Annotated in this window: 22 protein-coding genes; 21 read left to right on the forward strand and 1 reads right to left on the reverse strand. The window is 44.6% G+C overall.

Features of this window, described 5'->3' with window-relative positions; genetic code table 11:
* Positions 1-66 precede the first annotated feature (66 nt).
* The 17 genes from D0C36_RS22195 to D0C36_RS22275 all read left to right on the forward strand — a co-directional run bounded on the left by D0C36_RS22195 (position 67) and on the right by D0C36_RS22275 (position 18066).
* On the forward strand, positions 67-585 hold the full coding sequence (locus D0C36_RS22195) for an ExbD/TolR family protein (protein WP_117393909.1): 519 nt from the start codon (positions 67-69) through the stop codon (positions 583-585).
* A gap of 270 nt (positions 586-855) precedes the next feature.
* Entirely contained in the window at positions 856-1596 is a 741-nt protein-coding gene (locus D0C36_RS22200; RefSeq protein WP_117393994.1) for an isoprenyl transferase, read from the forward strand.
* Positions 1597-1657: 61 nt separating this feature from the next.
* Positions 1658-4219, forward strand: a complete 2562-nt coding sequence (bamA, locus tag D0C36_RS22205) for an outer membrane protein assembly factor BamA (protein WP_117393910.1) — start codon at positions 1658-1660, stop codon at positions 4217-4219.
* Positions 4220-4235: 16 nt separating this feature from the next.
* Entirely contained in the window at positions 4236-4766 is a 531-nt protein-coding gene (locus tag D0C36_RS22210; protein ID WP_117393911.1) for an OmpH family outer membrane protein, read from the forward strand.
* 42 nt (positions 4767-4808) lie between these two features.
* Positions 4809-5321: an OmpH family outer membrane protein gene (locus tag D0C36_RS22215; RefSeq protein ID WP_117393912.1), complete on the forward strand. Its 513-nt coding sequence runs from the start codon at positions 4809-4811 to the stop codon at positions 5319-5321.
* Between the two features lie 63 nt (positions 5322-5384).
* Complete coding sequence (murI, locus tag D0C36_RS22220; protein ID WP_117393995.1) at positions 5385-6221, forward strand: glutamate racemase; 837 nt, start codon at positions 5385-5387, stop codon at positions 6219-6221.
* Between the two features lie 113 nt (positions 6222-6334).
* Positions 6335-7405, forward strand: coding sequence for an NADH-quinone oxidoreductase subunit NuoH (gene nuoH / locus D0C36_RS22225; protein ID WP_117393913.1), 1071 nt, complete (start codon positions 6335-6337; stop codon positions 7403-7405).
* Between the two features lie 141 nt (positions 7406-7546).
* A complete protein-coding gene (locus tag D0C36_RS22230) occupies positions 7547-8137 on the forward strand; it encodes a NuoI/complex I 23 kDa subunit family protein (protein ID WP_233524549.1) in 591 nt (196 codons plus the stop codon).
* On the forward strand, positions 8134-8688 hold the full coding sequence (locus tag D0C36_RS22235; RefSeq protein WP_117393914.1) for an NADH-quinone oxidoreductase subunit J family protein: 555 nt from the start codon (positions 8134-8136) through the stop codon (positions 8686-8688). Before D0C36_RS22230 ends, D0C36_RS22235 begins: the two co-directional genes overlap by 4 nt.
* Complete coding sequence (nuoK, locus tag D0C36_RS22240) at positions 8685-8990, forward strand: NADH-quinone oxidoreductase subunit NuoK (RefSeq protein WP_117393915.1); 306 nt, start codon at positions 8685-8687, stop codon at positions 8988-8990. Before D0C36_RS22235 ends, nuoK begins: the two co-directional genes overlap by 4 nt.
* The gene (locus D0C36_RS22245; protein WP_117393916.1) at positions 8990-9877 is read left to right on the forward strand and encodes a hypothetical protein; all 888 of its coding nucleotides are present in this window, start codon (positions 8990-8992) and stop codon (positions 9875-9877) included. The genes nuoK and D0C36_RS22245 overlap by 1 nt, the downstream gene beginning before the upstream one ends.
* Entirely contained in the window at positions 9874-11091 is a 1218-nt protein-coding gene (locus D0C36_RS22250) for a TonB-dependent receptor (protein ID WP_117393917.1), read from the forward strand. Before D0C36_RS22245 ends, D0C36_RS22250 begins: the two co-directional genes overlap by 4 nt.
* The gene (nuoL, locus tag D0C36_RS22255) at positions 11088-13148 is read left to right on the forward strand and encodes an NADH-quinone oxidoreductase subunit L (protein ID WP_233524550.1); all 2061 of its coding nucleotides are present in this window, start codon (positions 11088-11090) and stop codon (positions 13146-13148) included. Before D0C36_RS22250 ends, nuoL begins: the two co-directional genes overlap by 4 nt.
* Positions 13149-13152: 4 nt before the next feature.
* Positions 13153-14757, forward strand: coding sequence for a complex I subunit 4 family protein (locus D0C36_RS22260; RefSeq protein WP_117393918.1), 1605 nt, complete (start codon positions 13153-13155; stop codon positions 14755-14757).
* A gap of 3 nt (positions 14758-14760) precedes the next feature.
* Positions 14761-16272 (forward strand): NADH-quinone oxidoreductase subunit N, encoded by a 1512-nt coding sequence (locus D0C36_RS22265; RefSeq protein ID WP_117393919.1) that lies wholly within the window; start codon positions 14761-14763, stop codon positions 16270-16272.
* Between the two features lie 87 nt (positions 16273-16359).
* Positions 16360-17667, forward strand: a complete 1308-nt coding sequence (locus D0C36_RS22270; protein ID WP_117393920.1) for an ammonium transporter — start codon at positions 16360-16362, stop codon at positions 17665-17667.
* A 96-nt stretch (positions 17668-17763) separates the two neighbouring features.
* Positions 17764-18066, forward strand: a complete 303-nt coding sequence (locus D0C36_RS22275) for a hypothetical protein (RefSeq protein WP_117393921.1) — start codon at positions 17764-17766, stop codon at positions 18064-18066.
* A 119-nt stretch (positions 18067-18185) separates the two neighbouring features.
* Here the strand turns inward: D0C36_RS22275 and D0C36_RS22280 are convergent, their stop codons facing one another.
* Positions 18186-18974, reverse strand: a complete 789-nt coding sequence (locus D0C36_RS22280) for a carbon-nitrogen hydrolase family protein (protein WP_117393922.1) — start codon at positions 18972-18974, stop codon at positions 18186-18188.
* Between the two features lie 381 nt (positions 18975-19355).
* On the opposite strand from D0C36_RS22280, the gene D0C36_RS22285 reads away from it, so the two are divergent.
* From D0C36_RS22285 to D0C36_RS22300, 4 genes are all read left to right on the forward strand, one after another.
* Positions 19356-21263, forward strand: a complete 1908-nt coding sequence (locus tag D0C36_RS22285) for an amidophosphoribosyltransferase (protein WP_117393923.1) — start codon at positions 19356-19358, stop codon at positions 21261-21263.
* Positions 21264-21496: 233 nt separating this feature from the next.
* Complete coding sequence (locus D0C36_RS22290) at positions 21497-22759, forward strand: anthranilate synthase component I family protein (RefSeq protein WP_117393924.1); 1263 nt, start codon at positions 21497-21499, stop codon at positions 22757-22759.
* Between the two features lie 59 nt (positions 22760-22818).
* A complete protein-coding gene (locus tag D0C36_RS22295; protein WP_117393925.1) occupies positions 22819-23055 on the forward strand; it encodes a hypothetical protein in 237 nt (78 codons plus the stop codon).
* Positions 23037-23414: a type II toxin-antitoxin system VapC family toxin gene (locus D0C36_RS22300; protein WP_117393926.1), complete on the forward strand. Its 378-nt coding sequence runs from the start codon at positions 23037-23039 to the stop codon at positions 23412-23414. Before D0C36_RS22295 ends, D0C36_RS22300 begins: the two co-directional genes overlap by 19 nt.
* Positions 23415-23418 lie beyond the last annotated feature (4 nt).

The following is a 23418-nucleotide window of genomic DNA, read 5'->3' on the forward strand; positions in this document are numbered from 1 at the left end:
ACAAAACGGTATATTTATCGGTATGATAATTAAATAACCAATTATTAACCTTTAAACTATATCGCCATGGCCGAGTTAAATTCCACCCCACAAAAAAGCGGTAACAAAGTACGCGCAAGGAAATCAGTCCCAAGGGTTGATCTTACCGCAATGGTTGATCTGGCGTTTTTGCTGATCACCTTTTTTATGCTCACAACTACATTAAGTAAACCCAAGGCTATGAATGTTGTAATGCCGGTAGGAGATAGTAGCCCCGTGCCGCAATCGCGCACCATGACCATTTGCCTGGGTAAAGATGGTAAGGCACTATGGTACCTGGGCGAGGCTACACATCCTTTAATAGCAGCTACTACAACCAATTATAGTAAAAGCGGCTTGCGCCGTGCTATAAGTGAAACCCGCCAATGGGTTTTAAAAACTACCGGCAAAAGTATGATAGTGGTGATAAAACCCGCCGAAACATCGGTTTACGGAGACCTGGTGAATACACTTGACGAGATGAACATCAATAACATACAGCAGTTTGCTTTGGCTACAATTGATAAAACAGATATTGATATGCTGAAAGCTAAACAGGCATTCTGAAGATTTTTTTACCTAAACCATGTGTGAGGCGCTGCGGCTGTAAGGTTGCGGCGCTTTTTTTATACACTATATTAAAAGCTGATTAACAGCGCCAAAGTTAAAAATGGGGGATATTTCTTTTTTAACGCATACTAAAATAATACAAACTAAGTTTTTACCTTTGTCACCTGAAAAAAATAACATAAGTTATTGAGTGCTTTATTGCAACAAAATGGCAATTGGGCAAAAGGTACATCAGCATAAACGGTGCTGCAAAAAACCGTTAAGCAAATGAGTTATAAAGACCAGATAGATCTTCAGAAATTACCCCGCCACATAGCCGTTATTATGGATGGTAACGGGCGCTGGGCAAAAGGAAAGGGCAAGCTAAGGGTTTTTGGTCATCATAACGGGGTATTATCTGTTCGTGATGTGGTTGAGGCCGCCGGCGAGTTAGGGGTGGAGTATCTTACACTTTATACCTTTAGCGCCGAGAACTGGAACCGCCCCAAGCTTGAAGTTACTGCCATTATGGAGCTTTTGATATCAACCCTAAATAAGGAGATAGCAAAGCTTATGAACAATAATGTACGCCTTAACGCCATTGGCGACCTAAGTAAACTGCCGGGCAAATGCCATAGAGAGCTGCTGGCTGCTATTGAAAAAACATCGGTAAATACAGGTTTGGTGCTTACACTGGCGTTAAGCTACAGCTCGCGCGATGAGATAGTGCACGCTGCGCAGCAACTGGCAGCCAAAGTGCAAAGCGGCGAATTACAGCCGCAGGATATTAACGAACAATTGTTTGAGGATAATTTATACACCGGCGGTATGCCCAACCCCGAGCTTTTAATAAGAACGAGTGGGGAGTACCGTATAAGTAATTATTTACTTTGGCAGATAGCCTACGCCGAGCTGTATTTTACACAAAAGCTATGGCCCGATTTTAGGCGCGAAGACCTGTTTGAGGCCATTTTAGACTACCAGAAACGTGAACGCAGATTTGGCAAAACCAGTGAACAAGTAAATTAAATTTACTTTTAACAAATTTTAACAACTGTATAAATTATTTTTAGCCCACTAAAATATTCGGATGAATAAAGTTTTTTTTGCTCTTATCTTATCATTTATAAGCACTGCGGCGTTGGCACAAATAACCGGCGGCGGGCAGCGTAGTGTTCTTTCCGGCGGTTCATCTATCCCTGCAGATAGCCTTAATTATCTTAATCCAAAAGATTACATTATTGGTGGTGTTACCATTGCCGGTGTACAGCACCTGGATAAAGATGTTATCCTTACTATATCAAAACTTAATAAAGGCGATAAAATCAACCTTCCGGGCGAGCAAAATGCTAATGTTATAAAAGACCTTTACAAACAAGGCTTGTTTGATGATGTGCAATTAAACGTTACCGCTATACATGCCGATACCATTTTCCTGGAGATTGCCGTTACCGAGCGCCCGCGTTTATCGCGCCTGCATATTACCGGCCTGCGTAAAGGTGAGGTTGAAGACCTTAACAAAAAACTGAACGACAAAACGGGTAAAATTGTTAACGAGAACCTGATAAGCACCACTACAGCTATCATCAAAAAACACTTCCACGAGAAAGGTTATTTGAACACTACCGTAGATACCAAACAAACAAAAGACCCGGGCGATCCTAACAGCGTTATACTTGATGTTGCTGTAAACAAGCACAAAAAGGTTAAAATTAACAGTGTTACATTTGAAGGTAACAGTAAGCTGTCTGCATCTACATTACGTGGTTTCATGAAAAACACACGTCCAAAGAAGTTCTGGCATATATTCGGCTCAAAGAAATTTAAGCAGGATAAATATGATGAGGATAAACAAACCTTAGTTGAGAAAATGCAGGAGCGTGGTTACCGCGACGCCGAGATAGTAAGCGATACCGTTACCATGCATGATGAGAAAACAGTTGATGTTCGCGTTAAACTGCACGAAGGCCCTAAATATTACTTCGGTGATATCAAATTCTCTGGTAATGCAACTTATAACTCAGACCTTTTAACCCGCATTCTTTCTATCGAGAAAGGACAGGTGTTTAGCGAAGAGGAATTAGGCAAACGCTTAACCGGCCCAACGCCAAATAATGATGATGTATCATCATTATACCTTAACAACGGTTACCTTACTTTTAATGCAGACCCGGTTCAAACCCGCGTACATAATGATACTGTAGATTTGGATATCCGTATCTACGAAGGCCCGCAGTACACCATTAACCGTGTTATATTAAAAGGTAACGATGTTACCAACGATAAAGTGGTAATGCGCGAGATCCGTACAAAACCGGGTCAGAAATTTAATAAAGAGTTATTGATACGCAGTGCGCGCGAGATAGGCCAGCTGGGTAACTTTGACGAGCAAAAAACCGAACCGAAACCAACCAACATTAACCCTGTTGACGGTACGGTTGATTTGATATACAACGTGGTTGAAAAACCATCAGACCAGATAGAGTTATCGGGCGGTTTTGGTGGTGGCCAGTTGGTAGGTACACTGGGTTTAACATTCAACAACTTCTCGTTACGTAACATATTTAACTGGAAAGCTTACAAACCGCTGCCAAAAGGCGATGGCCAGAAACTGAGCTTAAGAGGCCAGTCGAGCGGTCGTATATACCAAAACTTCTCGTTCACATTCTCTGAGCCATGGTTGGGCGGTAAAAAGCCAATTTACTTTGCGGTATCAGCTTATACCCAGGGTGCTTCAACCGGCCAGTACTATCCAAAAACAAGCCCTAACTATAACAGGCTTCGTATCAACGGTGTGGGTGTAACATTGGGCCGTCGTTTAAACTGGCCTGATAACTACTTCCAGTTAAACTACTCGCTTAACTTTGACCACTATGATCTGGATAACTACGGTGGTTATGTATTGCAGAACGGTACATCATACAACATTAAGTTAACCCAGGAGCTAAGCCGTAACTCAATTGATGCGCCTATATATCCAACACAGGGTTCAAACATTAAGTTAACTATACAGGCTACGCCGCCATACTCGTTGTTTAATAACGTAAACTACAAAATTGCAACACCTGAGGAGCGCTACCACTTTGTAGAGTACTACAAATGGAAATTTGATGCACAATGGTTTAACCGTATAGCCGGTAAATTGGTATTAATGTCGCAGGTACGTTTTGGTTACCTGGGCCAGTATAACAAAATTGTAGGTGCATCGCCGTTTGAGCGTTTTAAACTGGGTGGTGATGGTATGCAAAGCTACCAATACTTGCAGGGTACTGATATAATTGGTTTACGCGGTTATGAGAACTTCTCAATTGTACCGGTAGGCTCAAACCAAAACTCAAACACTAACCAGGGTAATGCTATCTACAACAAGTACACGCTTGAGTTAAGGCACCCGGTTATTGCAAGCCAGTCGGCAACTATCTTCCTTGAGGCATTTGCCGAGGGTGGTAACGTGTGGGATAATTTTAGCCAGTTTAATCCGTTTAACGTAAGGCGTTCGGTGGGTGTGGGTGCAAGGATATTCTTACCTATATTTGGTTTGCTTGGTTTGGATTATGGTTACGGTTTCGACAAAATTCCGGGCCAGCCAGATGCAAACAAAGGTCACTTCCACTTCACAATTTCACAAAGCTTAAGCGGCGGATTTAATTAATTTGCATATTCGCATTATGAGGAAGATAATTTTAGTACTGTTTTTTACGTTCAGTGCATTTACAGCAGCATTAGCACAACGTTTTGCTTATGTTGATTCTGATTACATTTTAAAGCACATGCCAGAGTACGCTTCATCGCAGAAACAGCTTGCCGCTTTGTCAGAGTCATGGCAGAAAGATGTTGACGGCCGTTTCCAGGAAATTGAACGCCTTTACAAAGCCTACCAGGCCGACCAGGTGTTAATGACGCCTGAGCAACGCAAACGCCGCGAGGCAGAAATTGTAGAAAAAGAAAAGACCGCTAAAGACTACCAACGCCAGATTTTTGGCCCCGAAGGTGAGCTGTCTAAAAAAAGTAACGCCCTGATTAAACCTATACAAGATAGGGTGTCTAAAGCTGTACAGGCGGTAGCTGAAAGCGAAAACCTGGATATGGTATTTGATAAAAACAGCGAGGTTATAATGCTTTATGCAAGCCCTCGTTATAACAAGAGCGATGAAGTGATAACCCGCCTGGGCCTAAAACCGGGTGTGTTAGCCAAGTAAAGATTATACAATAGAACTATTATTAAACACGAAAAATCAAAAATGAAAAAACTACTTAAAGTTGCTTTAGTTGCAGCAGGAATGTTATTTGCAGGCAACTTTGCCCAGGCGCAGTCTAAGATCGGTCACATCAACTTCCAACAGTTAATTGACCTTATGCCTGAAACTAAAACCGTTAAAACACAGCTTGAAGCATACCAAAAACAATTCATTGATCAGCTAACTACTATGAACAATGAGTACCAAACTAAAGGCCAGGCTTACACAAGCAAAAGAGCAAGCATGACTGATGCTCAGAAAACTGCTGCTGAGAACGAATTGCAAGACATTGCAAAACGTTTACAAGATTACCAACAGTCTTCACAACAACAAGTAGAAGCTAAACAACGCGAGTTGGGTAAACCACTTATTGATAAAGCACGTGGTGCTGTTGAAGCTGCTGCTAAAGAAAAAGGTTACGGTTATGTTTTAGATACTACTAACGATTACTTAGTTGTATCTCCGGCTGCTGACGACCTGTTACCGGCTGTTAAAACCAAATTAGGCTTAAAATAATTTAAACGTTAAATAACAAGAAAAGCGCCCGCAATGCAGGGCGCTTTTTTTATTTTTGAGCAAATGACAACACAGGGGCCAATAGGTATTTTTGATTCGGGCATAGGCGGGTTAACCGTGTTCCGTTCTATTGTTGAGCAGCTGCCTCAGTACGATTACCTGTACCTTGGCGATAACGGCCGCGCTCCTTATGGTAATCGTTCTTTCACTACTATTCACCAATACACCTGGGAGTGTGTGCAATGGATGTTTGCACAAGGTTGCCCGTTAATTATCCTGGCCTGTAATACCGCATCTGCCAAAGCGTTGCGAACCATACAGCAGAACGACTTACCAAAAGATCATCCTGATGAACGCGTGTTAGGTGTTATTCGACCAACGGCAGAAGTTATTGGCAGCTATACCCAAACAAAAAACATCGGCGTATTAGGTACCAACGGCACGGTACAGTCGGGCTCATACCTGTTAGAGATTGAACATTTTGCGCCCGAACTGAAAGTTTACCAGCAGGCCTGCCCGCTATGGGTGCCGCTGATAGAAAGCGGCGACTATAAAAATGAAGGGGCTGATTATTATGTAAAACAGTATCTGGATGAACTAATGGCGCAATCAGCAGATATTGATACCGTTTTGCTGGCCTGCACCCATTATCCGCTGTTGCAGGATAAGATCAAAGCATACCTGCCATCAAATATAAAAGTAGTTGGCCAGGGCGATATTGTGGCCGAAAGTCTATCTGCTTATCTGCAGCGTCACCCCGAGATGGAGCAACGCCTTACCCAAAACGGTACACGTCAGTTTTTCACTACTATGGATAATACCCCTGAGTTTGATAAACATGCTTCAGAATTTTTTGGTGGCGATATCCAAAGCACCTTTACTGATGTGCGCCGGTGTTAGGCGCTCATTAACAGAATGTGGGTAGAAACATTCTAAATAAGCCTTAAAAAACCACTACCAAAACAGTCAACTATCCCCCGTATTTAGTAAGTTTGCAACCTTAGCAAACCGACTTGAATTTTTATCTTACATATTTTATCGTAGCTGCGGGTTTATTTGGTTTTGTGGCCCTGTTTACCATGTTTGGCGTATATGCCGAACGTAAAGTGAGCGCCTTTATCCAAAACCGTTTGGGCCCTATGGAAACCGGTAAATACGGTAGTCTGCAGGTTTTGGCAGATATGATAAAAATGGCACAAAAAGAGATCATCATCCCTGCTGCTGCCGATAAGATCCTGTTCATTGCTGCACCCATCATCATTTTTATTGGTGTTTATCTTGGCTTTGTAGCACTGCCATGGGGGCCGGGGCTTATCCCTGCCAATATCAATATCGGCTTATATTACGTGTTTGCCATCATCTCTATCGAAACATTGGGTATCCTGATGGCCGGTTGGGGATCAAACAACAAATATTCAATACTGGGTGCTATGCGTTCTGCCGCGCAGATCATTTCTTACGAGATCCCTGCAGGTTTTTCAATCATAGCAGTGGTGATGGTAGCGCAAACGCTTAACCTGCAGGATATTGCCATGCAGCAGGGCGTGCTATCGGCAGAGAAAGTGAAGTTTTTTGGTTTGTGGGATGTAACGCATATTGGCGGCATCCTATCATGGAATGTTTTTAAAGCCCCGCATTTGCTGGTGGCTTTTGTGATATATTTTATTGCATCGTTAGCAGAGAGTAACCGTGCACCGTTTGATATCCCCGAGGCGGAATCTGAACTGGTGGCCGGTTTCCATACCGAGTTTACCGGCTTGCAGTTTGCACTGGTTTTTTTGGCCGAGTATTCGATGATGTTCCTGGTATCCATGATAGGCGTGGTGCTGTTTCTTGGTGCCTGGAATACCCCGCTGCCCAACATCGGTGCAGCCAAACTTGCCGACTGGACAACAGGCGCAGGCTGGGGCATATTGTGGATACTGTTGAAATCGCTTGGCCTGGTTGGCGTACAAATGTGGATAAGGTGGACGTTGCCGCGTTTACGTGTAGACCAGCTCATGAACCTCTGCTGGAAGGTGCTTACACCCCTGGCATTTTTATGTATGCTGATATCGGGCGTGTGGCGGCTGTGGGTGATGTGACGTTAAGTTAAAAGTTAAAAGTTGAAAGTAAAAAGTCAAAAGTATTTTGGCTTCAGAAATATTAATATCGAACATCGAATGCAGGATGATGAATTAAGAACTTCATCATTCGATATTGGGAGTTCATTATTCAGGATTAAATTGATCAGACAAACAATAAAAGGATTAACAACTGCATGGAAGGGCCTATCCCTTACCATCAAAACCCTTTTTACGTCTAATTCAAAACGCAAGGTTATTTCGGTAACGGATAACAATTACTTTAAGCAAAAAGAGAGTACCAATACCATCCAGTACCCAAGTCAGCAATTGCCCGTGCCCGAGGTTGGTCGCTATCAGCTGGATGTAGAGATGGACGATTGTATTGTGTGCGACCTGTGCGCCAAGATCTGCCCGGTTAACTGTATCGATATAGAATCGATAAAATCTACCGAGGGTGTTATCGGCGAAACCTCTGACGGTTCAAAGAAATTGCTTTACGCGGCTAAGTTTGATATTGATATGGCCAAATGTATGTACTGTGGCCTGTGCACCATTGTGTGCCCTACAGAGTGCATCACCATGACCAACCAGTACGACCGCACAGTTTTCCAACTGGCCGATCTGAACTACGAGTTCTCAGACATGTCGCCGGCTGATGCTGCCGAGAAACGCCGCCTGTTTGATGAGCAGCAAGCCGCCAAAGCCGCCGCAAAAGCAGCAGCAATGAAAGCAAAGGAGGGTGGGGCATGACAATGGTAAAGATCCTTTTCTGTTTGATGGCTTTTGTTACCCTCGGCTCGGCATTGGTAGTGGCGGCGGGCAGGAATTTGGTAAGAAGCATTTTTATGTTTTTTGTCACGCTGTTCGGATTAGCGGGTCTATATGTATTAGCGCTGGCCGATTTTGTTGCCGTAACGCAGGTGGTAATTTATGTGGGCGGTATTTTGGTATTGATATTATTTGCCTTTATGCTCTCGGGTAAAGAGGCACTGGATAAGGTAGAAGAGCAGAGCAGTAAGTTTATCAGTTTGAAGAATGCCCCGGCGTTGTTCCTGGCGGGATTGTTTGTAGTGATAATGCTTAATGTAGTATTTAAAGCCGAGGTAGATAACCTGCCCTGGATACACCGGGCTATAGAAACCCACAATGTAATGCCGGTTGATGGCACGGGGATAAACGAGATTGGCGTTAATTTGATGACGCGTTATTTGCTGCCCTTTGAGGTTATATCTATATTGCTGATGGTGGCCTTAATTGGCGCGGCGCATTTATCGCGCAGGGAAGGAGCAAATCAGTCATGATAGCGCAGCAGGATTTTATGATCGTAAGCGTGCTGCTGTTTTGCATCGGCCTGTTTATCATCGTATCAAAAAAGAATGCCATACAGATACTGATAGGTATTGAGCTGATGCTGAATGCCGCTATTTTGAATTTAGTGGCCTTTGGGAAGTTTGATCGTGCCAACAACGGCGGGCAGGTTTTTGCTTTGTTTGCCATTGTGCTGGCGGCTGCAACAACTGCGGTTGCCTTGGCTATAATTTTAAATGTTTATCGCCGGTATAAAACTATCAACCCCGATAAAATAAACCAGTTAAGAGATTAATGAAACGGCTGTTGATCATTTTGCTTGTATTGTTTACCGTTGGCAGCGCTGATGCCCAACGGAAGAAAAGCAGTTCGAAAAAGAAAGCGAAGCATTCGTCTGTAAAGAAATCGTCAAAGAAAAAGCGCCATCGCAGTCGCGGCGGCAGCAGTTATTCCGAGCCTGATCCCGAGCCGGAAGAAGAGTTCCAGTACGTAACCATGGGCGCCGATAAACGCATGGTATTTCATGATCAGCCCGACGGTGAGCAAAAACCTTATGTACTGATAAACGACGTGCCTTACGAGGGCAACCTGCAGGATCTGAAGGTTGACGATGTGATAGAAGTATCGGTAGTGAAACGCAAAAGTGCCCGCGCCATGTACGGTGCCAAAGCAGCAGCCGGCGCGGTATTCATCAAAGCCAAGAACCTGCCAAACGGAACGGCTGCAGCGGCAGTTACACGACCGAGTCAGTTGCCGGTTAAAAAATCGTTCATGTATAACGAGGAAGTAACCTTCGGCAGCGTGCAGGATATATCGCCGGATAAGATCCTGGTGATAGATACCTTGATACAACCCAAATTTGTTGGATCAAAGGATAATGATACCACACTGAATGTAACTTCAAAAGTGTACGGCAAAAAGTTGTACCAGTACAAGTTTGGTACGTTCTCGAAAGCCTATAAGAGTTATATCCGCAGTCGCCGCGGTAAGGATGATGGCGTAAATTATTTGGTAAGTGATGGCACAACGCTTGTTGGCGGCAACGCGGATGATCTGCTTGCACTGTTCAATTTATACAGTGCAGATATTGCCTCGGCCACCTTTGTGCCGGCTAAAGGCACGCGTAAGAACCGCACACCGGCAACATTAAACATCGAATTAAACCAGGTACCGGCACCATGAAAAAATTATTATTAGCTATTTGCTTGTTTGCATCGGTTGGTGCAATGGCACAGGAAAGCCCAAAGTCAGATCTTCCGGTAAAATGGAGAGGCACTTTTGGCGATAAGAAGCCAGGCTTGGTCATTCTTGACGGGAAGAAATACGAAGGGCAACTGGAAGATATTAAAGCCGACAGCATAAAGAGTATATCGGTACTTAAAGATAAAGCATCAACAGCCCAATATGGCGAAGAGGCTAAAGACGGTGTGATTATTATCAGCACAAAAGCCGCCGCGGGCACAGTAAATATACTTGCATCTGATGCATCGGCAACTAAAAGCTTAGAACCGCTGTATATTATTGATGGCGTAAAAGCCGATAAACGCCGGGTAAGTGCTATAAACCCGCAGGAGATTGAAAGTATCAGCGTTTTAAAAGACGCTAATGCAACGGCGCTGTATGGCTCAGAAGGGATGAACGGCGTGGTATTGGTAACCACCAAAGCCGGCTTAAAAGGAGCTAAAACACTAATTAAACCCGATGCGAAATTGGCACCGCCAGCTAACGAACCGCTTTATGTGGTTGATGGCATAAAAACAGACGCTACCAAAGCGAAAGCTATCGACCCTAAAGAGATTGAAAGTATAGATGTGTTGAAAGATACCAGCGCTACAGCGCTTTATGGCTCGGAAGGCAGCAATGGTGTAATAAAAGTTACTACTAAAGCCGGCGAAAAATCTAAGTCGACCCGAGTTAGACTTGATGGTGATATGCACCCACGCCCCCAGCCATTATACATAGTTGACGGTGTAAAGAGCGATAGCACAAAAGTTAAAGCTATAAACCCAAAAGATATAGAAAGTATTAATGTGTTAAATGGAGCAAGCGCCTCCGCCCAATACGGTGAAGATGGTAAAAATGGTGTTATACAGGTAACCACCAAAGCTGGATTAAAAGATTTTACTGTAAAAGTCGGTAAGGAGTATCTGAGTAAGTTTGCAAAATTTTCGAAAGAATATAAATCTTATTTAATGGCTCATAAGAGCGATGATAGTAGGTTAATTTATTTTATTTATGACGGAACCGTATTGTCCAGCGATAAAGCGGAAGATGTTAAGCAATTAAATATGATATCTGAAAAAGAAATAGATAGTATCATTTTCAGCTCTGATTCTCAAACAGCTACTGGTAATAAACCAGGAATGGTATCAATCAAATTGAAAACAAAGAATTGATCCCCATACTCTCACATACCGATGCACAAACCGTAAGCTTCGCCATTTGGGCGGTGGCATTGCCATTTGTTGCATTTGCCTTAAACCTGTTGTTGTTTGGCAAAAGCAAGATAGCTGCATTGATATCAACCATTGCAATTGTGGCAAGTTTGGTGCTTGCAGTAAAAGTATTTTTATCGGTATGGAACGCACCTGTTATTCACGCGCAAACAACCTGGTTTATAATAGGTGCTACCAAAGTACAGGCAGGCCTGTTGTTGAATAATCTTTCGGTACTGATGTTACTGCTGGTGCCGGTGATCGCCCTGCCGGTGCATATTTACTCTATCGCTTATATGAAGGCCGATGAGGGGTACAGCCGTTACTTCCGCTACCTTAGTCTGTTTTGTTTCAGCATGCTGGGCTTGGTGGTGGTTGATAACCTCATATTGCTTTATGCGTTCTGGGAACTGGTAGGTTTTTCATCGTACCTGCTTATTGGTTTCTGGTTTACCCGCCAAAGCGCGGTTATGGCCAACAAAAAGGCTTTCATCATGAATCGCATAGGCGATATTGGTTTGCTTACCGCTATCATCATCCTGTACACGTTGTTCGGCACTTTTGATATTCAGGCTTTGTTTGGTAAAGATGGTTTTGTGCAATTATCAAACATTGCGGCAGGTATGTGGGCTGGTCCGCATAGTGCAATACCTGCCGTTTGGCAATATGTGGCTTTTGCAGGGATATTTTTGGCAGTGGCGGCAAAATCTGCACAATTTCCGTTGCATACCTGGCTGCCCGATGCCATGGAGGGGCCAACTTCGGTTTCGGCATTGATCCACGCAGCTACCATGGTGGCTGCCGGCGTTTTCCTGCTGGGCAGGGTTTACCCGCTCTTCATCGAAAGCGAATTAACCATACTTGCTATTGTTGGTGCTTTTACCGCATTTATGGCGGCAACCATCGCCCTCACCCAAAACGATCTGAAACGCATCCTGGCCTACTCAACCATTTCGCAATTGGGCTTTATGGTGCTGGCCATGGGGGTAGGGGCTTATGCTTCATCGCTGTTCCATTTGGTTACGCATGCGTTTTTTAAATGTTTGCTGTTCCTGGTAGCAGGTATCGTTATCCACCAGATGAAACACATCAAGGATGATAGCAACCTTGATATCGATCCGCAGAATATCCTGTACATGGGCGGTTTGCGTAAAAAGCTGCCGCTTACATTTATCGCAACTATTATTGGTGCGCTGGCACTTATCGGCCTGCCGTTAACATCGGGTTATTTATCGAAAGACGGTATCCTGATCCAGGCGTTTGATTGGGCGGAGAGTCGCGGCGCGATATTTAACATCATCCCATACGCAGCACTGCTCACCAGTTGGCTTACCGCTTTCTACGTTGCAAGGCTGGTGGTAAAAGTATTCTTCGGCGAGTTCAGGCTGCACAAAGCCAACCCGCATATTCACATCCACATGGGTGATGGCAGTTGGTTATACAAAGCGCCGCTGGTGTTTTTAGCTATTTGTAGTTTATTTCCGCTGTTCTCCAACAGCCCGATTTTTTATGAGGATGCCTGGATCTACAAAAGCTTCCTGCCATCTAATTTCCTGGCACGCGAGAACCTTTATCACATCATCATCCCTGCATTGGTAAATATCCTTGCGGTGGTGGTAATGTATGCTGCCTTTGCTATTTATGGCAAACGTAATGCATGGGCTTTCCCGCAAGCGGGGTTGCTGTACCGTTTATCATTTAATGAGTGGTATATTGATAGGTTTTACAGCCGCGTTATCATCAAATTTGTGATGTGGTTTAGTAACCTGCTGTACTGGTTTGATAAAAAAGTGGTGGATGGTGTTGTTGATCTCTTTACCAATATGGGCATCGCCCTGGCCAAACTTGCTGCCTGGTTAGACAGAAATATAGTTGACGGGCTGCTGCATTTAGTGTCTGCCGTTGTACAATCCATAGGTAACTTTGCCCGCCGTTTTCAGGGTGGCAAGGTGCAATATTATTTATACAGCATGCTGCTGGTGGTGGCTGTTGTTTTTATTTTTAAAATGATCTTTTAACCCGATGAACCTGTTATCGCTCCTCATATTTACCCCCGTGCTGTTTGGTATTATCATCCTGATACTGCCATCGAGCATGCGTGCGAGCTTCAGATACCTTACACTGGCGGCAACGCTGGTGCAACTGGTGATAAGCGTTATTATCTACCTTAACTTTAAAACAGGTACAACCTTCGGCGGCATTAATCACGAAGATCAGTTTCAGTTTGCGCAAAAGCTGCCCTGGATAGATCTTAACCTCGGCAGCCTGGGTAAATTACAAATAGAGTATTTTGTGGGGATTGACGGCATATCGGTAACCATACTGGTAATGTCAGCATTAGTGATGGTGGTTGCGGCTATTTCATCATGGGAGATCAACAGTAACCTCAAAGGTTTCTTCGCACTGTTCCTGCTGCTGGATATGGCAGTGATGGGCGTGTTCTGCGCGCTGGATTTCTTCCTGTTCTATACCTTTTATGAGCTGATGTTGCTGCCGCTTTATTTCCTTATCGGGATGTGGGGTGGCGTGCGCCGCGAGTATGCCGCTATCAAGTTTTTCCTGTACACCTTATTCGGTTCGGTGTTTATGTTATTGGTGATGGTGGGTTTATACCTGTCCGTAACCGACCCTGCAACGGGCAATCATACGTTCAATATCATCCAGATGATGAACCCGAACAATTACACAAATGGTTCGGTATTCTCAGCTTCAAGTCATGCTACTATCCTGGGCCTGCCTGCGCGTATGGTAGGTTTTGTGGTGCTGTTCATAGCCTTTGCCATCAAGGTACCTGTTGTGCCATTGCATACCTGGCTGCCCGATGCACACGTAGAAGCGCCAACGCCGGTATCTATCATCCTGGCGGGTGTGTTGCTTAAAATAGGTGGTTACGGAATCATCCGTATCTGTATGGGTATCTTCCCTGATGCGGCCGTCTCTTCAGCTTTCTGGTTGGGGTTGCTTGGTGTTATTTCCATCCTTTACGGTGCCTTTAACGCTTTGGCCCAGCGGGATCTGAAACGCCTTATCGCTTACTCATCTGTATCGCACATGGGTTTTGTGCTGCTGGGTATTGCATCCGGCACAGCCGAGGGCGTAAGCGGCGCCATGATGCAGATGATCAGCCACGGCTTCCTGTCGTCAATGCTGTTCTTCCTCGTAGGCGTGGTTTATGGCCGCGTACACGACAGAGATATTTACAACTTCCGCGGACTTGCATCTTTGATGCCGCGCTATACCGTATATGTGATGATCGCCTTTTTTGCATCGCTGGGTTTACCGGGCTTCTCGGCCTTCGTGGCTGAGGCATTCTCGCTGGCCGGTGCATTTAAATCAAGCTCAGTAAACGGACTGTTGCCACAATGGATGGCAGTTTGTGGTGCCGTAGGCATCTTATTAGGCGCGGCTTACCTGTTATGGACGCTGCAAAGAATGTTCTTCGGCACGGTATCATTAAAAGGCGGCGAGATATGGAAGATAGCCTTAACTGATATCAACTTCCGCGAAACGGCAGCTTTGTTGCCTTTAGCGCTTTTAGCATTAGCCTTAGGTATTATGCCATCACTGGTATTTGGTAAAATAAACGATGCCGTATTGGCCTTTGTAAGCTTTTTGCAGTTGAAATAATTTATGGAGCAGCTGGTACCAAATATCTCCGCACAACTAAACGACGTTCTGCAAAGCCTGCACTTTTTTGTGCCCGAGCTTTACCTCACCGTGCTGTTTATTGTGGTGTTAGTAACCGATCTTTTATTTGGTAAACGCTCAGCCAAAATGTGCCGCCTGGTAGCTACCGGCGGTTTGCTGCTGGTAATTTTACAAGTTATCAATCAGCAGGTAGTCTTGCCTCATGATATGGCCCAGCGTGTATTTAACGGTATGCTGGTATTGCACCACCCGGCCATTAGCTTTAAACTGGTGATAGATGTACTGGCGCTGATACTGCTGATGTATTTTGCCTGGGATAATAAGCTTAAACAACATACAAAGGGTTTGTCTGATCTGTATTCTATTGTGATAGGTTCATTGCTGGGCCTGCATGTAATGGCTATGGCGGTTAATTTGCTCAGTATTTATTTGGGCATCGAGTTCGTTTCCATTGCATCGTACCTGCTGGCATCTTACCGTACCGGTAATGCCAAAAGCACCGAGGCCGGTTTAAAATATGTACTGTTTGGCGCGGCGGCATCAGCGGTGATGCTTTACGGTATCTCGCTCATTTATTCGTTTACCGGCACGCTTGATATTTTTGCTCCGCAGATGCAAGAAGGTTTAACTCATGTAAACGGTGTAAGTTCAACCTTTGCGGTTGGCCTGGTATTGTTGGGTATAGGTTTTAAGCTATCATCAGTACCGGTACATTTTTACGTGCCCGATGTGTATGAAGGTGCTGCTACGCCGGTAACAGCCTACCTATCAACCCTGCCAAAAATTGCCGGTTTTGCTTTGCTGGTTAACTTTATTACACCGCTTATTTTATTTGGCACAGGCGCAAATTGGGCGGGTATCAATATCAGGATCGTATTATCTGTAGCTGGCATTATTACCATGATAGCCGGTAACTTTGCAGCGCTTTGGCAAAACAGTGTGAAACGGATGCTGGCCTATTCGGGGATAGGCCATACCGGTTTTGCGCTGATGGCTGTTACTACGTTCAGCGCGGCGGGTCTGTCATCAATAACTTATTATTTGTTCGTTTACGGCCTGGCTAACATAGCCGCCCTGATGATGGCCAACTTTTTTGAGAACAATGAGGATATCACCAACATCAGCGATTATAAAGGTCTGGGCTTTAAATATCCGCTGATCTCAGTAGCTTTTGTTGTGGTGATGATATCGCTAACGGGTATCCCAATTAGTGCGGGTTTCACAGGTAAGGTGCTGGTATTCTCAGCAGTTTATGATATTTACCAGCAAACGCACGATGTTTGGCTGTTGGCATTAATGGCAACCGGTGCCATTACTACCGTTGTAGGCCTGTTTTATTACATCAAGATCCCGCTAAACCTTTTCCTCAAAAGGGTGGAGATAGTCCCGAATGAAATTCTGAAATCTACTAATTTAGTAGTTTTTTCTTCTGTAATTGCATTATTGTTAATTATATTCGGTATTCTTCCTCATTTATTGACTAAAGTCCTTTAATAATTTCAATTTTTTCAAATTTTTTCTGTTTGTATTGATAAAATGTATAAATTGAGGCCGTTTTAACCAGACGAAACCAATTTAAACATGAAACGCTACTTTCCCTTCGGTGTTATTCTTGTCATTTTAGCACTAACGTTCATTTTTCCTTCTGTTGATTTCGATAAAACCGAAAATCACAACTTTAATACCGGCGATATTGCCTGGATGCTGATGTCAACCGCGCTGGTTTTGATCATGACGCCCGGATTAGCATTTTTTTACGGCGGTATGGTGAATAAAAAGAACGTTATCTCAACAATGCTGCAAAGTATTGTATGTATGGTGATCATTACCGTAATGTGGGGTATTTTTGGTTTCAGTTTAGCCTTTGGCGATAGCATTGGGGGCGTAATTGGTAATCCCGGCACTTATTTTATGATGAAAGGCATGCTGGGTAACGCCAGCTGGAAGTTAGCACCAACCATTCCGTTGCTGCTGTTCGCCATGTATCAGTTAAAATTCGCTATCATAGCCCCGGCGCTTATTACCGGTGCCTTTGCCGAGCGCATTCGTTTCAACTCATATATTATATTCCTTATACTGTTCTCTGTATTCATCTTTTCGCCGCTGGCCCACGCCACCTGGCACCCCGATGGCATTTTAGCCAAGCTGGGCGTGTTAGATTTTGCAGGCGGAACGGTAGTACACATGTCGGCAGGTTGGGCGGCACTGGCTTCGGCCTTGTTCCTTAAACGCCGTAACGAGGCCAGCCATTCGCCGGCGCGTATTACCTATGTAATGATAGGTACCGGTTTATTGTGGTTCGGCTGGTTTGGTTTTAACGCAGGGTCGGCGTTTGGTGCAAGTCATTTGGCGGTAACCGCATTGGCTACCAGTACAACAGCATCGGCAGCTGCGGGCTTAACATGGATATTTTTTGATATGCTGCGCGGGCGCAAGCCATCTGCTATGGGCACCTGTATTGGTGCAGTGGTAGGTTTGGTGGCTATTACACCTGCTGCAGGTTTTGTGAGTGTACCGCACTCGCTGGCCATTGGTATTATATCTGCCGTGGTGAGTAACTTGGTAGTTGAGTGGCGTACCCGCACCTCTATCGATGACACACTGGATGTGTTCCCTTGCCATGGTGTAGGCGGTATGGTAGGTATGTTGCTTACCGGTGTTTTTGCCAACCAGAACGTTAATCCCAACAACACCACCGGCGACGGTTTATTCTTCGGCCATACGCATTTGTTCCTCATCCAATTGGTAGCTTTGATAGCCACGTCTATATTTGCATTTGTAGGCTCAATGGTCTTATTGAAAATAACCGACATGATATCGCCATTACGTGTATCAAAAGAAGAAGAAGAGTTGGGCCTGGATATCAGCCAGCACGGAGAGAAATTGTAAGGTTTTCTGTATTATAATTTGTGTAGAGACGCGATACTTCGCGTCTCTTTTTGTACCGGCACTTTTTTATATTTGATGAAAATCCTATAATACCTTATGGCAGGGACTATCACTACAATTGGCTTATTAGCACTCGCATTTCTTGTTGTGCTGTTTACGTTTACCATAAGGCTTAAGCGACCAAAACTTATCTTTTTGGTTCACTTATCTGTAATTGTATTCTACAATGTGATAGGCTGGGGGTATCTATTCACCTATCTTGATGCAGGTGGTGCAAGTTTAGGCCCCGGCCTTTATTTATTAGCGGCCTCGGGCTTGCATTTTGCTTTTGCCGGGATATGTTATTTGATTTTCTTAGTGCGCCTGGCAGGGGATGTGGATACAGCAGTCAATAAATAGAAGCATTTTAAGCCCATCATGCCGAATTTATTTCGGCATCTCACTTGAACGCCTTCTCTGTAAGTAGGGGATTGCCACGTCGCTATCGCTCCTCGCAATGACGAGTGGAGAACTTCATTTTACCTGTATAATTCCGGTTTAAACCTTTTACCCAACAAACCGGTAGCTTTCCCCAAATCGATATCAACAACAATAACGCCTTCCTGGCCATAGGCCTGATAAGCTAAACATTTACCATCAGGCGCGATGATGGCCGACGTTGATTCCTGGTATTTCATGGCGTAGCCAACGCTGGCAAAGTAGATGGTGTTTTCCAGGGCACGCATCATCATGGCTTTTTCGTAGTATGGGCTATTAGGGTTGCACCATTCGGTGATCTGATTACCTTTTAAATCGCTGCCGCTGAGGTAGGGGTGAAAAACCACATGCGCACCTTCGCGAGCCGCCCAGCGCACCGATTCTGGATAACGAAAACCCTCGTGGCAAATAGTGATACCGAATTTTAATTCGCCCACTTCAAATAGCCGGCGCTCTGTCCCAGGTTGCCAGGTGGTATCTTCTGATGGATCTAACTGGTTTTTGGTTTGGTAGCCCAACACTTCGCCGTTTGCTGATGCTACTTGGGCAAGATTGTAGAATTTATCGTCCTCGTACCAATCCATCGGGATGATGATGGCAATGTTGTTGGCCTTAGCTATTTCGCAAACTTTGTTCAGCGCCTCTGCCAACTCTTCCTGCGATGCCTTCGGTACCTCAACATCAGCCAAAGGATAACCGGGAATAAAAGTCTCCGGGAAGCAAACCACCACAGCGCCCTGCTTTGCAGCATCGGTGGCCAGTTGTTCTACTTTGTTCAGTCCGTCGGTAATTGAGGTTGGGAAGTGAGGTGTGGCAAGGGCGATTTTCATGAAGGTAAATTTAAGAGATACATCGCAAATTTTCGATTTGTTATTACCGTAATTAACGTCATGCCGAATTTATTTCGGCATCTCACCTGCTAATCCCCGACTTACAGAGCCGCTCTATATATCGAGGATTGCCACGTCGCTGCCGCTCCTCGCAATGACGGATGGTGCATAGTTTTGGTACACGTGGTAAATCAGCGTTAGCGATAGCAGCGGATACCGGCCCTCGCGCCTAAGGCCTGCAGGCGTATGAGCGGATAGCGCGGGCCGCAGGTAACGTAATAACCTTTAAATTATAACCTCATTAAAAAAGTACCAATTAATGACACGCTGTTTAAACACAATATAAGATAAAGTCTTACCTTTGCGTGCTCATTCCCAATCATGAGCGATCAGATTAAACATGAATGCGGTGTGGCATTTATCCGCTTATTAAAGCCACTCTCTTATTATCAGAAAAAGTACGGCACTGCGCTGTACGGATTAAACAAGCTTTACCTTTTAATGGAAAAACAGCACAACCGCGGGCAAGACGGTGCGGGTGTTGCTACCATTAAACTGGATATTGAGCCCGGTAAACGCTACATAAGCAGGCACCGATCGATGGCTTCAAATGCTGTGGCTGATATTTTCGAATACATCCAGAAAAAGTTTGCTGAGATACAAAAGGAGATGCCTGAGAAAATGGCTGATACCGAATGGCTCAAAGAGCACGTAAGCTTTACCGGCGAAGTGTTATTGGGCCATTTGCGTTATGGTACGCACGGTAAAAACAGCATTGAGAGCTGTCACCCTTTTCTGCGCCAGAACAACTGGATGACCCGTAACCTGGTTATTGCCGGTAACTTTAACATGACCAATGTTGATGAGTTGCTGCAACAGCTTTACGAGCTTGGCCAGCACCCTAAGGAGCAGGCTGATACCGTAACTGTGCTGGAGAAAATTGGCCACTTTTTGGATACCGAGAACCAAGGCTTGTTTGACCAGTACAAACGCGAGGGCATGAATGATAACCGCGAGATCAGCAAGATGATAGCGAACGACCTTGACGTTGCCAAAATTCTGACCAAATCTGCCAAGAACTGGGATGGTGGTTATACCATTGTAGGTATCATGGGTCATGGTGATGCTTTCGTAATGCGCGACCCATCAGGTATTCGCCCGGCGTACTACTTCCAGAATGATGAGATTGTAGTGGCTGCTTCTGAGCGCCCTGCTTTGCAGACAGCCTTTAATATTCCGGTTGAGGAAATCAAGGAAATTAAGCCTGGTCATGCGCTGATCGTTAAGAAGAACGGTCAGATATCTGAGGATATGTTCAGCGAGCCTAAAGAGAAAAAATCATGTTCATTTGAGCGGATCTATTTCTCGCGCGGCAGCGATAGTTCTATCTACCGCGAGCGTAAACAACTGGGCCGTTTGCTTTGTCCGCAGATATTGGATGTGGTTAACAACGACATCAAGAACACCGTATTCTCATATATCCCTAACACTGCCGAGGTTGCGTTTTACGGCATGGTTGAGGGTGTACACAAATACATTAAAAAATACCAGCGCGACAGGCTCCTGAACCGTGCTGATAAAATTAGCGAAGAAGAGTTAACTGAGGTTTTAGCGCTTGCGCCACGCGTGGAGAAGATAGCTATTAAGGATGTTAAGCTGCGTACATTTATTACCCAGGATGCCGACCGCAGCGAGATGGTGGCCCACGTTTATGACAGCACTTACGGCCTGATAAAACGTGATAACGATACGCTGGTGGTATTAGACGACTCTATTGTTCGTGGTACTACGCTGAAACAAAGCATTCTGAAGATCTTAGACCGCCTTGGTCCTAAAAAAGTGGTGGTGGTATCATCCGCACCGCAGATCCGTTACCCGGATTGTTACGGTATCGATATGTCGCGTATGGGCGAGTTTGTTGCTTTTGAGGCAGCTATTAACTTGTTGAAAGAACAGGGTAAAGAAGATATCATTATCGATGTTTACAACAAATGTAAAGCCAGCACAGATGTACCTAAAGAAGAGGTGGAGAACTACGTAAAAGCTATTTACGCTCCGTTTACTGATCAGGAAATATCTGACCGTATTGCTAAGATCATCACCCCGGCAAACATCAAAGCGGAAGTACATGTGCTTTACCAAACTCTGGATAACCTGCACAAAGCCTGCCCTGATCACCTGGGCGACTGGTACTTTAGCGGCGATTACCCAACCCCGGGTGGTAACAAAGTTGTAAACCGCGCCTTTGTTAACTGGATGGAAGGTAATAACCAAAGAGCTTATATGTAATTTTTGACGCTAAAGCTGAAAGGTAAAAGGCCAAAGTTTTTAATAATATAGTCCCTCTTCGTTTTTGCGGAGAGGGATTTTTTGTTGAATGATTTTGTCATGGTGAGCTCGTCGAACCACTATTCGCGCGGCGAGGTCTTCGAGAGGCTCAGACTGACAACAATATAAATGCGCTAAAAAATAAATCAACTAACCTACCGCATTCGCCATTGCTTAACTATTTTTGCTGCGTGATGAGCCGGCTAACCGATATTGATTCTTTTAAACAAAAGGCCCTGCAATGGGCTGCCGGGTTTGATACCTGTTGTTATCTGGATAGTCATAATTTTACGAACCCTTACGGTAAATTTGATACGCTGATAGCTGTGGGAAGCAAAGCTGTACTCAAAGCTGATGCCGGCGACGCCTTTGCGCAATTAGAAGCCTTCAGGGCGACGAACCCTGGTTGGGTGATGGGTTTCTTAGGTTACGACCTAAAGAACGAGGTAGAGGCGCTTAGCTCTGCCAATGTCGATTACCTGAACTTTCCTGATCTATATTTTTTTGTGCCGGAGACCATTATTCGTATAAAAGGGGATGAGATAATGGTTGATGGGGGAGATATAAATGATATACTTGAAGCCGGGACGAGATTCGAACTCGTACCATCTATGAAGCAACGCGCGGTTAATTTCAAACCACGTTTTTCTAAAAACGAATATACGGAATCTATTGAGCAAATAAAGCAGCACATTGTGCGTGGCGATATCTACGTAACCAATTTTTGCCAGGAGTTTTATGCTGATGATACAGAGGTAGATCCGCTGATGGTGTACGATAGGCTGAAAGCTGTTTCGCCTACGCCGTTCTCTACTTTTTTTAAATGGGAAGGGAACTACATCATCTGTGCCTCGCCCGAACGTTTTATGGCCAAACGGGGTAATAAACTCATCTCGCAACCCATAAAAGGCACCGCCCGCCGCGACGCGGATGCACTGGTTGACCAAAGCCTGATAGAGGAACTACGCAATCATCCCAAAGAGCTGCAGGAAAACGTAATGATAGTTGACCTGGTGCGTAATGATCTTACCCGCTCAGCCAAACAAGGTACCGTACGCGCCGAAGAGCTTTACGGTATACAAAGCTTTGCCCAGGTGCACCAGATGGTATCAACCGTGGTATGCGAAAAGCGCGAGGATATCAGTGATGTGCAGGCTATTAAAAATACCTTCCCCATGGGCAGCATGACGGGGGCGCCCAAATTAAGCGCTATGCAGCTGATGGAGCGCTACGAACGCAGCAAACGCGGCGTGTACTCCGGCGCGGTGGGGTATTTTAGTCCCGATGGTGATTTTGATTTTAACGTGGTGATACGCACGCTGCTGTACAGCTCTGCTAATAAATATCTTTCCTTCCACGTAGGCAGCGCTATTACCTACCATGCTGATGCGGAGAAAGAGTACGAGGAATGTTTACTGAAAGCTAAGGCGATATTTGAGGTGCTGGGGGAATTATAACAATATTCCAAATATTCGATTTTTAGAAAATTGTTATATTTACTTAAAACAAGAAAGCGATGTCACTACAATATATATCTGATGATGCAGGCAATCATACTGCGGTTATCATACCCATCAACGAATGGAACGAGATAACTGCGAAACATGCTGACTTAAAAGAATTGCAGGATAAGCCTGAGTCTGCAGTAAAAAAGAAGCCTTCTGAATATGCCGGGACGATGAGTAAAGAAGAGGCGCAAAAGTTCATTGAGTATGTTGAACAAAGCCGCAACGAATGGGAAAGAGATTTTTGATCGACACAAATGTATTAGTCGATTTTCAGGTACGATCCCTTCCGCAAAAAGGTTTGGACTTCGTTTCTGAGGCTATCGATGATTCTTTTATCATATCATTTGTAAACTACATAGAGTTTTTAGGATATAACCATATATCCGAATCAATGGAAAGTTTTATAAAGCTGGCTACGGTTGTTGAGATTGATAAGAATATTATCAACCAGACAATAAAGATCCGTAAAGAAACCAGCCTGAAACTCCCCGACGCAATTATTGCCGCTACTGCAATTACGAACAATTACACGCTTATCAGCCGCAACTATAAAGACTTCAAGGCTATAGAAGGTTTGGATTGGATAAATCCACACGAACTTTAATTTT

The sequence above is a fragment of the Mucilaginibacter conchicola genome, assembly GCF_003432115.1.
In the GTDB taxonomy this organism is placed as follows: domain Bacteria; phylum Bacteroidota; class Bacteroidia; order Sphingobacteriales; family Sphingobacteriaceae; genus Mucilaginibacter; species Mucilaginibacter conchicola.